The 14,126-nt window shown below is 25.7% G+C and carries 11 protein-coding genes and 1 tRNA gene; 5 read left to right on the top strand and 7 right to left on the bottom strand.

Going from position 1 to position 14,126, the window contains the following annotated elements:
• Nucleotides 1-11 precede the first annotated feature (11 nt).
• Nucleotides 12-659, top strand: a complete 648-nt coding sequence (trhA, locus tag ACYUET_RS14115) for a PAQR family membrane homeostasis protein TrhA (protein ID WP_460280644.1) — start codon at nt 12-14, stop codon at nt 657-659.
• Nucleotides 660-877: 218 nt separating this feature from the next.
• On the opposite strand, the gene ACYUET_RS14110 is transcribed toward trhA, so the two are convergent.
• Nucleotides 878-2,191, bottom strand: coding sequence for a sodium-dependent transporter (locus ACYUET_RS14110; protein WP_460280642.1), 1,314 nt, complete (start codon nt 2,189-2,191; stop codon nt 878-880).
• Between the two features lie 420 nt (nt 2,192-2,611).
• On the opposite strand from ACYUET_RS14110, the gene ACYUET_RS14105 reads away from it, so the two are divergent.
• On the top strand, nt 2,612-4,207 hold the full coding sequence (locus tag ACYUET_RS14105; RefSeq protein WP_460280641.1) for an ABC-F family ATP-binding cassette domain-containing protein: 1,596 nt from the start codon (nt 2,612-2,614) through the stop codon (nt 4,205-4,207).
• 98 nt (nt 4,208-4,305) lie between these two features.
• Here ACYUET_RS14105 and ACYUET_RS14100 read toward each other — a convergent pair whose 3' ends face one another.
• Together ACYUET_RS14100 and ACYUET_RS14095 are read right to left on the bottom strand one after the other, a co-directional pair.
• Nucleotides 4,306-6,030, bottom strand: coding sequence for a ferredoxin hydrogenase (locus tag ACYUET_RS14100; RefSeq protein ID WP_460280639.1), 1,725 nt, complete (start codon nt 6,028-6,030; stop codon nt 4,306-4,308).
• A 171-nt stretch (nt 6,031-6,201) separates the two neighbouring features.
• Complete coding sequence (locus ACYUET_RS14095) at nt 6,202-6,771, bottom strand: TetR/AcrR family transcriptional regulator (RefSeq protein ID WP_460280637.1); 570 nt, start codon at nt 6,769-6,771, stop codon at nt 6,202-6,204.
• A 160-nt stretch (nt 6,772-6,931) separates the two neighbouring features.
• Between ACYUET_RS14095 and ACYUET_RS14090 the strand changes: the two genes are divergently transcribed.
• A complete protein-coding gene (locus tag ACYUET_RS14090) occupies nt 6,932-7,825 on the top strand; it encodes a phosphatidylserine decarboxylase (protein WP_460280635.1) in 894 nt (297 codons plus the stop codon).
• Nucleotides 7,826-7,863: 38 nt separating this feature from the next.
• Here ACYUET_RS14090 and ACYUET_RS14085 read toward each other — a convergent pair whose 3' ends face one another.
• The 3 genes from ACYUET_RS14085 to ACYUET_RS14075 form a co-directional block, all read right to left on the bottom strand.
• Entirely contained in the window at nt 7,864-9,000 is a 1,137-nt protein-coding gene (locus ACYUET_RS14085) for a Card1-like endonuclease domain-containing protein (RefSeq protein ID WP_460280633.1), read from the bottom strand.
• A 192-nt stretch (nt 9,001-9,192) separates the two neighbouring features.
• Nucleotides 9,193-9,267 (bottom strand) — tRNA-Arg (locus ACYUET_RS14080).
• 119 nt (nt 9,268-9,386) lie between these two features.
• A complete protein-coding gene (locus tag ACYUET_RS14075) occupies nt 9,387-10,292 on the bottom strand; it encodes a sensor histidine kinase (RefSeq protein ID WP_460280631.1) in 906 nt (301 codons plus the stop codon).
• A gap of 342 nt (nt 10,293-10,634) precedes the next feature.
• Between ACYUET_RS14075 and ACYUET_RS14070 the strand changes: the two genes are divergently transcribed.
• Nucleotides 10,635-11,849, top strand: a complete 1,215-nt coding sequence (locus ACYUET_RS14070) for a dicarboxylate/amino acid:cation symporter (RefSeq protein WP_460280629.1) — start codon at nt 10,635-10,637, stop codon at nt 11,847-11,849.
• Between the two features lie 81 nt (nt 11,850-11,930).
• On the opposite strand, the gene ACYUET_RS14065 is transcribed toward ACYUET_RS14070, so the two are convergent.
• Nucleotides 11,931-12,734: a DUF1189 domain-containing protein gene (locus ACYUET_RS14065; RefSeq protein ID WP_460280627.1), complete on the bottom strand. Its 804-nt coding sequence runs from the start codon at nt 12,732-12,734 to the stop codon at nt 11,931-11,933.
• Between the two features lie 201 nt (nt 12,735-12,935).
• Between ACYUET_RS14065 and ACYUET_RS14060 the strand changes: the two genes are divergently transcribed.
• Entirely contained in the window at nt 12,936-14,105 is a 1,170-nt protein-coding gene (locus tag ACYUET_RS14060; RefSeq protein WP_460280625.1) for a L,D-transpeptidase, read from the top strand.
• Nucleotides 14,106-14,126 lie beyond the last annotated feature (21 nt).

Genomic DNA, 14,126 nt, shown 5'->3' with positions numbered 1-14,126 from the left:
GAGGTGTAAATATGACTAAATATTTAAGAGAACCTGTAAATGGGTTAACTCATTTAATAGGAGCTATTCTATCACTTATTGGATTAATTCTAATGACAAGTAAATTAATAACTAATAACGGATCATTAACAGAATACTTTGCTGTTATACTATTTGGGGTTAGTATGATTTTACTTTATAGCGCTTCAGCAACCTATCACTCTGTTATTGCAAATTCAAAAGTAATAAAATCATTAAAAAAACTAGATCACTCTATGATATTTGTATTAATAACAGGTTCTTATGCACCATTTTGCTTAGTAGCATTACAAAATTCTACTGGTAATAAATTATTTACAGCTGTTGCTACTGCTGGAATTTTAGGAATAATATTTAAGCTATTATGGGTTACATGCCCTAGATGGTTAAGCAGTGTTATGTATATTGTTATAGGATGGTTTGCTATTTTTGCAATCTATCCATTATCTAAGGTTCTATCTACTTCTGGATTAAATTTACTTATATTAGGTGGACTTATGTATACAATAGGTGGAATAATATATGCATTAAAAAAAGATAAAATTAAAATAGGTGTCTTTGGTTCACATGAGATATTTCATATATTTATAATGCTTGGAACACTTTGTCACTTTATATGTGTATTTTTCTATATAATATAGTGTTTATATAAAATAAATGCTATGTTTTGAAACAGTGTTGATATTATAGTATAAGGGCGAACTGGCATTGGAATTTGCTTTATGCTACAATATCAACATTCACTTAAAACATAGATAAAATAAAAAAAGCTGAGTTAACTTATAAAATTATATCTTTAAGTTAACTCAGCTTTTTTATCGCTATATTTTTAATAACTATTTATATTTTATTATAATAATTAGCCAATTCCTCCATATATGATACCTAAAATTATAACTAGAACAGTAATAAATACAAAAACATATTTAGCAAAATTTAAAAACGTAATTCCTAGTTTTCTGCTAGCTCCCATATTTATTTCTTCTAATGCCTTTTTAGAATCATACATATAGTAAAATACTATAAATACTATAAGTGCTGCTGTTGGTGATACTATTATTGTTATAAAGTTAGTAAAATTATCAAAAGCACCCATACTTAAATTTAATGGAATAGATAGAATAAATCCTATACTCGCTATAATAATAGATGATTTTTTCCTATTCAATTTAGTTTGTGACATTAATGCTTCAACTGGCCCTTCTAACATATTAATAGATGAAGATATTGCTGCAAATAAAATACTTAAGAAAAATACTATTGATATTATTCTTCCACCTGGTATTTCTTTAAATATTGTTGGCATTGTTATAAATAATAAAGGTGGACCTGCCATAGGGTCTAATTTAAAAGCAAACACTGCAGGCATTATAACAAACGATGCAAGTAATGCTGCTAATGTATCTAATATTGCTGTGCTTAAAGCTGATCTTGGTATATCAAAGTCATCTTTCATATAACTTCCATAAACAACCATTCCACAACCATTTAAAGATACTGTAAAAAATGCTTGTCCTAATGCCATAACCCAAGTATTAGCTTTTAATAAAAATTCCCATTTAGGATTCAAAAGGTATTTAACGCCTTCCATAGCTCCTGGAAGAGTTAATGATCTTATAGCAAGAAGTATAAATATAAGAAATAATAATGGCATTATTATTTTATTTATTAACTCAATTCCATTTGTCACTCCCATATAAACTATAATTAGTGTTAATGCTATTGCAATAAAGTTCCATATTATAGTTTGACTATTTCCTGCAAATCCATCAAAAAATAAATTAACATCTACAGAAAATAATTCCCCAGAAATACTCATTGTGAAATACTTTAATATCCAACCTACAACTACGTTATAAAACATGAAAACTCCTGCTAAACCTATTACAGGAATTAAACCAATTAATAGTCCTCCACTTTTTTTCTTTTTATTAAACACATTTCTAATCCCAGTCATTGATCCAGCTTTAAATTTTCTTCCAAATGAAAATTCAGTTATTAATCCCGTTGATCCTAATAATAAAACAAATATGAAGTATGGAATTAAAAATGCTGCTCCTCCATTTTGACCTAATCGATATGGAAACATCCATATGTTTCCTAATCCTACTGCTGCCCCTATACAAGCTAATACAAAGCCAGCCCTACTCTTAAAATTTTCTCTTTTAGCCATTTTTCCTACTGTCCCTCCTACATAAAATAAAGCCACATAGTTCTTACTATGCGGCTTTCCTACAATTCTAATATTCTACACCCACATAGCTTTTTGTTTCTATGTGGTAAACTTTGAAGACGATAAAAATCCTCAACCATCATAGATACAAAACCAAGTTTCTTGCTTAGCCTGTACCTATAAAAACTGATACAAGCTCTATCTATAATAGCTAAAGTAATATGCGTTATTAAATTGTATAGTCTTACAAATAGTGCATATCATAATCATTATCTCCATTTAATTAATTTTCCTTAATTCTACCATCTTTTTTACAAAAATGTCAATAATAAAAAGTATTTAAATCTTATTATTATTCTCTTTAACTGCTATTCTATGGTATAATAACTGAATAATACGCAATGAAATGAGGGAAATTTATTGATAACTGTATCAAATGTTAGTCTAAGATTTGGTGGACGTAAACTTTTTGAAGATGTCAACCTTAAATTTACTCCTGGAAACTGTTATGGAGTTATCGGAGCAAATGGTGCTGGAAAAAGTACATTCCTAAAAATATTATCAGGTGAAGTAGAACCTAATACTGGTGAAGTTATAATCGCTCCTAATACAAGAATGTCAGTATTAAAACAAGAACATTATAAATATGATGATTTTCAAGTTTTAGAAACTGTAATAATGGGTAATGAAAGATTATATCAAATCATGAAAGAAAAAGATGAGATATATGCAAAACCTGATTTTTCTGATGAAGATGGAATCAGAGCATCTGAATTAGAAGGTGAATTTGCTGAACTTAATGGTTGGGAAGCAGAATCTGAAGCTTCTTCACTTTTACAAGGTTTAGGAATTGGAACTGAATATCATTTTAAAAATGTATCAGAATTAACTGGTGGAGAAAAGGTTAAAGTTCTTTTAGCTCAAGCTTTATTCGGTAATCCTGGAATACTAATCCTAGACGAACCTACTAATGGTCTAGATTTAAAAGCTGTAAATTGGTTAGAAGACTTCTTAGGAAACTTCGATGGAACTGTTATAGTTGTATCGCATGATAGACATTTCCTAAATTCAGTTTGTACTCAAATGGCTGATGTTGACTTTGGTAAGATTAAGATTTATGTTGGTAACTATGATTTCTGGTATGAATCAAGCCAATTAGCTCTTCAAATGTCAAAGGATCAAAATAAGAAAAAAGAAGAAAAAATTAAAGAATTACAAGACTTTATTGCAAGATTTAGTGCTAATGCTTCTAAATCTAAGCAAGCTACTTCAAGAAAAAAATTATTAGATAAAATCACTTTAGATGATATCCAACCTTCAAGCAGAAAATATCCTTTTGTAGGATTTAAACCTGAAAGAGAAGTTGGTAATGATATATTAACTGTTAAAGATCTTTCAAAAACTGTTGATGGAGTTAAGGTTTTAGATAATGTAAATTTCATGGTTAATAAAGGTGATAAGATTGCTCTTGTTGGTAATGAAATAGCTGTAACTACATTATTTAAAATATTAGCTGGCGAAATGGAACCAGATAGTGGTGAATTCAAGTGGGGAATAACTATAACTAACGCATACTTCCCAAGTGATAACTCAGAATATTTCGATGGTTGTAATCTTTCTTTAGTAGATTGGCTTAGACAATATTCAGAAGAAAAATCTGAAAGCTATATAAGAGGTTTCTTAGGAAGAATGTTATTCTCTGGAGAAGAAGCATTAAAAGAAGCTAATGTATTATCTGGAGGAGAAAAGGTTAGATGTATGTTATCTAAAATGATGCTTTCTAATGCAAATGTATTAATGTTAGATCAACCTACTAACCATTTAGACCTTGAATCAATTACTGCTGTAAATAACGGATTGAAAGATTATAATAGTAACATACTATTTGCTTCTCATGACCACCAATTTGTTCAAACTATAGCAAATAGAATTATTGATATCAAAGATGATGGATCTATTGTTGATAGAACTATGACTTTTGATGAATACTTAGAGTTTTCTCAATCAAATAAATAATTAAAATAAATGGCGATATTGTTTTTTTACAATATCGCCATTAAAATTTACATGAAATATGTTTTTAATATCTTCTGAAACAATATTTATATAATATTTTATTTTTTATATTTAATATGTAAAAGCTTATGTGCTCGTCCTTCACCAGGCTTGCCCATATAATTATCATACATCTTTAATAATGCTGAATTTTCATGAGATTTTCTCTTTTCTAATCCCTTATCTTGATTATATAAAACAGAAGCCCTTACTGTTCTAATATCTATTTTTTCTCTTTCTTTTGCATTTACATGAGGTTGTCCACCACCGTTTACACAACCACCGGGGCATGCCATTACTTCAATAAAGTGATACTCTTTTTCGTCTAATTTACCACTTTCTATAAATTTAAATACATTTTTAGATCCATTAATAACAGCAATATTATATCCTTTTCCACCTAATTCTACTGTGGCCTCTTTGATTCCTTCTATTCCTCTAACCTGTTTATATTCTATATCTTTTAATGACTCATTTTCTATGAAATCTTTAGCTGTTCTTAAAGCAGCTTCCATGACCCCACCTGTTGCTCCAAATATAGCGCCTGCTCCTGTGTATTCTCCCATAGCTGGATCTACTACACCCTCTTCTAAGTTAATGAAATCTATCTTTGCAGCTTTTATCATTTTTGCTAATTCTCTAGTAGTTATTACTGCATCTATATTTCTTAAGCCGTCATTCTCCATTTCACCTCTATCAGCTTCAAACTTCTTAGATGTACATGGCATTATAGTAACTGTAAATACATCTTTAGGATTTAACCCTTCTATTTCAGGATAATATGTTTTACTTGCAGCTCCAAAAATTTGTTGTGGCGATTTAGCAGTAGATAAATTTTCGATAAAGCTTGGAAAATAATTTTCTACTTCTCTAACCCATGATGGACAACATGACGTAAACATTGGGAATGGTCCACCTTCATTAATTCTTTTGACTAATTCAGTAGCCTCTTCCATTATTGTCATATCTGCACCAAAATTAATATCAAATATCTTATTAAAACCTAACATTCTTAAAGCTGTATATATTTTTCCTGTCACATCTACTCCATAACCCATTTTAAAAAGCTCTCCCAGAGCAGTTCTAACTGATGGTGCCATTGCAACTATTACATGTTTATTCGAATCATTTATTGCATTTTGTACTCTTTCAATATGAGATTTTTCAGAGAGTGCATCTACTGGACATGCAGCTACACATTGTCCACATAATAAACAATTAGTTTCATCAAAACATCTATTCTCTATAGATGATACTTTTCTTTCTCCATTATCATTTATAATCTTAATAGAATCAGTACCTGTTCTTTCACTGCATGCAGCTTCACATCTTCCACATAATATACATTTTGTTCTATCTAGTACTATAGATTTACTTCTGTCATCTACATAACTAGATTTATCTGGAACTATAAACGGTTTACTTGCTCTAGCCTTAGTTTTTATAACTAATTTTAAAAACTCACAGTTTTCTCTTCTCTTACATGGTCCACATTTAAATTCATGTTTATCTAACATATTAGAAACTTTTGATTTAATTTCTTCTTGAACTTTTTCAGAATTGGTTTTAATAACCATACCATCTTTAACTAAAGTTTCACAAGATAATACTAAGTTTTCTTCTCCTTCTATTTCAACAGCACATACCCCACATTTTCCAGTATTACTACAATCATTTAAGTAACATAATGTTGGTATCTCTATTCCATTTTCTAATGCCACTTTTAAAATAGTTTTATTCTCTTCACTTTTTATTTGTTCTCCATCTATTATTACATTTATCATAAAAGATAATCCTCCAATTAAATATTATTTAAAATTAAGCAAATATAATTTTAACATAATTATTAAATAAAAATAAGTGGTAAATAATAATATTTATTAGTTAAAAAGAAAAATAAAGGTATTTTATAAACATTTTAATACCTTTATTTTTTCTATATATATTTTAAATTTTTATTTAGTTGCTAAACCATTTAATGTGAATTCTAATGTTTTTTCAATAAGATTTTCTAAGTCAATTTTTTCTATATTAATTAATTCATATATAGCTGCAGAACATAATGTACCAAAAACTCCATAAGCCATAAGCCTACTGTCTCCTGTTCTTATTTTTCCCTCTTCAATTCCGCATTTTATATAAAATTCTAATTCTTTTATATAATTTTTTATTTTTTCTCTTAATACAATTTGCCTCTCTTCATTTCCCCATAATTGGCTCATTACTACTTTAAAAAAATCTTTATTTTCATATAAAAATGTTAACTGTATGTTACATGTTTGTTTTAATTTTTCAATAGAACTTATGTCCATTTCTTTAACTTTTAAAATTCGCTCATTAAGTATATTCAAACCCTCTTCCACTATAAAATTAAAAATATCTTCTTTACTAGTAAAATTGTAATATAATGTTCCTTTTGCAAGTCCAGCCCTTTTTGCTATATCATCCATTGTTGCCCCTCTGTAACCTGCATTTGAAAATATTTCTATTCCCGAATTAAAAATTAAACGTTTAGTTTTATTCACAACATATCCCTCATTTTCTAATCTCATTGATAATTTCATTATACCACTATTATTTTACTATATATTCCTTTTATTTTTAATTTTTTGATATTTTTAATATATATGATAAAATCATTGTATATTGATTTATTTCTTAATTATTTTAAAGAAAGAGGTATATATGATTAAAGTATATAATAGAGTTACTAAAGAATATGAAGAGGAAAAAGTCGCTGGAAAAAAATTTATTGAGTGGACTTATGAATCACCATTAGGTAAAAATTTTGCTGAATTGATAGCAAAAAGAAAAATGTTTTCTAAAATATATGGTAAATTTTGTGATACTAAATTTAGTGCTAAAAATATTCCTGATTTTGTTGAAAATTTTAATATTGATATGTCAATTGCAGAAAAAAATGTATCTGACTTTAAATCATTTAATGATTTTTTTGTTAGACGTTTAGTTCCTAATGCAAGACCTATTTCAAATGATAATAATGTGCTCATTTCTCCTGGTGATGGAAGAATTACTGTTTATGAAAATATAGATTTAAATAATATTATTCAGATTAAAGGTTTAACTTATAGTTTAAATGAATTAATTAAAAATAATGAAATAGCTAAAAATTATGAAGATGGAACTTGTATGATTTTAAGATTATGTCCTACTGATTATCATAGATTTCATTTTGCAGACTCTGGGGTTCCATCTGAAACATATAAAATAAAAGGACATTATTATTCTGTTAACCCTATTGCTCTTAATTCAATTCCAAAGCTCTTTTGCGAAAACAAAAGAGAATGGTCTGTACTGAAATCAGATAATTTTGGTAATATATTGAATATAGAAGTTGGTGCTACCTGTGTCGGATCTATAATTCAAACATATACTCCTAATAAAAAAGTAAAAAAGGGAGAAGAAAAAGGATATTTTAAATTTGGTGGATCAACTACTATTCTATTTTTTGAAAAAAACAAAATTAAAATAGATGATGATATATTATATCAGTCAAAAAATGGCTATGAATGTAAAGTTTTATTTGGTGAAAAAATTGGTATAAAATTTAATAGTTAAAATTAATGCTCACTCTATTTTAAGAGTGAGCATTAATTTTAACTATTAATTATAGTTTTTAAACTATTTTTGAATTTTTTAATATCTCTATCTAAAATTATAAGACTTATTCCCATAGCATTAGCTCTTTCATTTATGCATTTTTTATTTGGTTCTTTTGTGGCTACTAATATTTTTTTTGCATTAATTCCTCCCAGTCTTTTACTATATACATCAAGTTCATTTAATGCATTTTCATCATATTTTGCACTATCTTTACATGATATACATATTAATATATCATCTTTAACAGCTAATACATCGAATTCATTTTTAACTTTACTATCTTCTTCATTCCAGACAAATACTACTCCACATTTAACATCATCTATTTCATTTATTTCTCTAACCACTATATTAGTTAATACTTCTAACCATGTTCCACTTTTAAATATAAAGCTTTTTAAATAATTTTTTTGAAAATTTATCTTTATTTTATTTTTAATCTTTTTATATATAATTCCATCTATTTCAACTAAATATTTTAAACAAGCTTTTAATATTTTAACTTCTTCCTCTTCTAGTTCTTGTAAATCAACTAATACTTTACTATTATCAGTGTAATCATGAATAAATACATTATTATCATAAAGACGATGCTTATATTTATACCATATATCTAAATTTTCATATATTTTTTCTGTTATTTTTATTATATTAGGATATGTACTTATTTGGGTTGAATCTAATAAAATATTCGCACCTGTTATTCTTAATATATCCTCTAAATATATATCTTTAAATTTTTCACTTTTATCATTTGCATTCAATCCTAACTGATACCATCTTTTATTTAAAATATCCACGTATATTATATTAAATTTTCTAATTAATGCTTGGTTTAATAATATTAAAGAATTTATTCTTTTTCCACCTGTTATATTTATAATGGTTTCTTCTATACTCATTTTATCTAATATTTCGTTAATACCTTTTATATCCCCATTACTAATGCTATAACTTACAATATCTATCTGTGGAAAAATACTCTTATGATATTTTTCTAATTTTTCATATAATAATTCATTTTCTTTACTTTTTAAATAAATAACTTTATTAGGTTGTAGTTTATCTGTAGCTAATAAATTCCCTTCATTATGTTCATCTAATAAATTAATTAAAATATCAGTTTTCATCATTACACCTTCACTTCTATATAGTTATGTATAATAAATTTTGCTATATAAATAATAGTTTAAATCCATAATCATAATAGTCTATTATCTTTAGAATGTGCCTTAACTTTATATTTTATTATTATCATATATTATTTTTATTATTTTAAATAAAAATAAAAGACTTAGTTGATAAACTAAGCCTTTTATTTATGGCAGAGCGTAAAGGAATCGAACCCTTAATTCACCGTCCGTAGCGGTGTGTTATATCCGTTTAACTAACGCTCCTCATTATATTATTTATTTTTTCCACAAAAATATCTTATCACAAGCTATTATAATACGCAAGTTTATACAACCAAATACTTTAAGTTATTTACAAAATAACCTAAGTATTTGATACTGTTTTATAAATAAATATCTGAAAATTCTATTTCTAACATTTGAACATTATTCTTATTACAATTACTAATATTTTTATCTACTATATTTTCTGAAACTTTTATTATTGGCAATTTAATTATAAATTCACTTCCTCGATTCTCTATACTATTTAATTCTATACTGCCACCATGTGCTTTAGTTAAATTTTCTACTAAAGATAATCCTATTCCACTTCCACAATGTTCATATTGTTTTTTACTTGTAGATTGTATGAATCTATTAAAAATTTTATTTTGATCTTTTTCTGGTATTCCTATACCTTCATCTTTAACTGATATAACTAATTCATTACAACACTTTAATAAATTAATATATATACTACTATTTTCAAATGAGAATTTTATAGCATTTGAAATTAAATTCATAATTATTCTATCTAATGCTTGAGCATCTACTGCCATAATGCATTGTTCAACATTAGTATCAAATACTAATGATATATTTTTTTGTTTTGCATATCTATCTATTGATGCTATTGTATTTTCTATTAATTTAACTATATCTAAATTTCTTCTTTCTATTTTATAATAATCTTTTTCTAATCTTGTTGTATCTATTAAATTATTTATAAGCTTTAACATTTTATAACTATTTCTCTTTATATTTTTCATATATTGTTTCATTTTACTTTTATTATTTTCATCTACATACCCACTTTCATAACATTGCAATACACTTAAAATTACACTTAGTGGTGATCTTAAATCATGAGAAACATTTAAAAGGAGATCTTCTTGTAAATTTTTATAACGACTTATTTCAATACATTTATTTATTAATTCTTCTTTTGACAATTTGGCAAGTTCAGATTTACTTGGTATTCCATTTTCTTCTGTTGTATCGCTAATTAAATTATCAACTATACCCATTTACAAATTCCCCTTCTTATAAATAAATTATCTTGTTGGATTTTTTCCAAATTATTCTATTTTATATTTATATATTATCACATGCGATTTATGTAAACAACCATTTTATTTATAATTTTTTATTTAACTATCATATTAATCGTACACTTAAATATTAATAAATTCAAATATATTAAATACAAGAATGAAAATAATTACAACGTTTTCTTGTTTATTATAATTTTTTGTAAAATTATAGTGAATACTTGACCAATAAGTAGTTTAATGTTATATTTGTACTTGTTAGAATTACACATGTATTTCATAAGAATACATGATTATTATAAAGGGGGGAACTTAAAATTGAAAAATTTTTCATTAATTAAACGTATTTTTTTATTTCTTATATTAGGAATAGTATTGGGATTGGTCTGTAAACACACCAACATTTTGTTCCCAATTAAAATATTAGCGACTTTTAGTTCATTATTTTCAAGTTTTTTATCATTTGTGATTCCATTAATTATTATTGCATTTATAGTTCCTGGTATAGCATCATTAGGTAAAAGTTCAGGTAAAGTATTAATGTTCACAACTATATTGTCATATATATCTACTATTATTGCTGGGATTTTAGCTTACTTCTTAGGTGTAGCTTTATTACCAAAACTAATTACAAATGCTACATTGGCATCTAATGAAGGTATGGATGTATCTCCTTATTTTACTATAGATATACCACCAATGTTTAATATTATGTCTGCATTAGTTTTAGCATTTATATTAGGAGTTGGAATTTCTAAAATAAAAAATAGTAGTCTATTAAAAGCTTTTGAAGAATTTAGTTCTATAGTATCAATGATACTTTCTAAAATACTTATTCCACTTGTTCCTATTTATATTGGAGCAATATTTTCTAAGTTGAGCCTAAATGGAGAAATATTTACTACTATAAAATCTTTCATAACTGTTTATGCTATATTATTTGCATTACAATTTTTATATTTAATAGGTCAATATTCAATTGCAGGAGTACTTAATAATAAGAATCCATTTAAACTGCTAAAAAATATGGCTCCAGCTTATTTTACAGCAGTGGGAACTCAATCATCTGCCGCAACTATTCCTTTTACTCTAAATTGTGTTAAAAAGAATAATGTATCAGAAGATGTAGCAAACTTAGTAGTTCCACTTTGTGCAACTATTCATTTAGCAGGGGATACTATAACTCTTGTATTAACTTCAATTGGGGTTATGCTTATGAAAGGTCAAGTACCAACATTCACTATGATGATGCCATTTATATTAATGCTTGGTGTTACTATGGTAGCAGCACCTGGTGTACCTGGGGGTGGAGTTATGGCAGCACTTGGATTACTTGAATCAATGCTTGGATTTGGTGGTTTGGAAAAACCAATAATGATTGCACTTCATGCTGCTCAAGATAGTTTTGGTACAGCCACTAACATAACTGGTGATGGTGCTTTAGCGTTAATTATTGATTACTTTGTTAAAAATAAATTTAAAAAACAATCTTCATTAAAAAGAATTGAAAATGAAAATAAATTATCAGCTTAGTTTATAAAATAATTTATTTGTATTTATAAAAAAAGAGCTATCTAAATTCGGATAGCTCTTTTTTTATATTTATCTTTTAATTCATTTAGATGATTTAATTTTACTTATTATTTCAAATTTTATATATCTTAATATAAAAATAACATATACTAAAGTCCCTACTATAAACATAGTATCTAAATAAATATTAGGGAATATTATCTCTAAAATAGTTTTAAATATAAGTGGTAATGTACATGCATATAAACTTAATGAATACAACACTTTATACTTTATTGTTAATTTCATAAATATTAATGCAAGTCCTGCAAATATAGTTACAAAAATACAATTTATTAATACATTTATGAAGCACATACCTATTGCATAAATAAACGAAATACCTATTAAAACTTTTGTTATTATTGACATTTGTGATATTATTTCATTATTATCAATCTTATCATTTCCAAAAGCTTCTTTATAATAAACTACCTTATTTTCAAAAGGAGTTTTTAATGATACCCCATCTTTCAAAAATAATACATTAATGTCATTATTAACTGTTAAATTTCTTAATTCACTAGATTTGTCTAATTCTATACTTGAATCTATATATATTAAACTTGAATTTTCCTCAAATTTTAATGGAGAGTTTTTGGTATTTAATATTCCATTTTCTATAATAAATCCATTTTCTTCATCTTGCAATTTTTCATTTATACCATTTGCTTGCTTATTAATTTCATAACCTATTGATATCCCCTTCAAAGTTCCAAAAATTAATGACATTAAAAATACATATAGTATTGCTTTACCTAATCCCTCTGTTACATATTTAGAAAATTCTTTTATATTATAAATAGAATTAATAAATTTTTCTAAAAATTTAGTTTTTCCTTTCATTAGATCCTCCAATCATAGTTTTATCTTATACATTTAAGTATACTATATTAAATATCTTAACATATATTGAATATGCATTAAACATAGATGTTTATATTTAGAACTTTATGGTAATAATATAATATAAAACTATTATTTATGTTATTGAAATATAATTTTTAATTGCATTATTTTAATTTTACAATAAATAGGAGGTATATTTTGATAATTAATAGATTTATTCACTTTAATAAAAAACTTAATAAAATAATTATATATATTTTATTACTATTTCTACTGATTAGTTCATATATATTTTTTGAAGCCTATAGATACAATAAATTTTTTAATAACTTTAAAACAACTTTTAATGATAATAAATTTTCACAAGCAAATAATTTATTATTAACAAAGGAAGAATTCAACCCATTTAAGGCTTTAATGTTAAAAAAAGATTTATCTAATTACTTTGTTAATAATATTGATAATTTAAAACAAGATTTAGATAATAGAAGCTTAACTATAGAAGAGATTTTATTAAAAGTTAATGAAATCAATAGATATGGATTTAATAAAAATGAAATATCATCTTTTATTGATTCAGTTCCATTTCTTGAAGATTCAATTAATAAATATTCTAATGGAATTAATCTTCTTAATAATAATCAATATTCTGAAGCAATGATTTGTTTCAACAATATTTCTTCACTTAGTCCAGATTATGGAGATTCATTAACATATTTAAGAGAATGTAAAAATAAACTTAAAGATGATTTATTTAATAAATGTGATGAATTATGTGATAGTAATTACTATAAGCAGGCATTAAACCAATTATATGATAATGCTTATTTATTCAATGATGATAGTGAGATTAAAAGAAAAATAGCTGAAATTAAAGTTAAACAACAAGAATATCTTGATAAAGATTCAAAAGTTGCTCCAGCAGTTTCTCAATCTTTTATAAGCAACATATCAACTCAAAATATTAATACTCTAAATTTAAAAAGTGATACTCCTTATCTAATAAACATTAGTATCAAAGATCAAAAAACATATATTTATAAAGGTAATTCTAATAGTTGGGTTCTAGATAGAACATTCCCATGCTCTACTGGTATAGATGGTGAAAATACCCCTACTGGTTCCTTCTCTATTAAAGAAAAAGGGGATTGGTTCTTCTCTGATAAATATAAACAAGGCGGGAAATACTGGACTCAAATAAATGGAAATATATTATTCCATTCAGTCCCATTCGCAGAAGACCGAACAACAGTATTAGATAATACTTTAAATAAACGTTCATCACATGGTTGTATAAGGCTTTCATTAAATGATGCTAGATGGATTTACGACAATATTCCAAAAGAAACTTCTGTTATAATTAAATAACACTATATAATAAAGGGCTTT

The sequence above is a fragment of the Clostridium sp. CTA-5 genome, from assembly GCF_054768135.1.
Note: the sequence above shows the minus strand (reverse complement) of the source record. Positions and strands in the feature narration are given on the sequence as shown.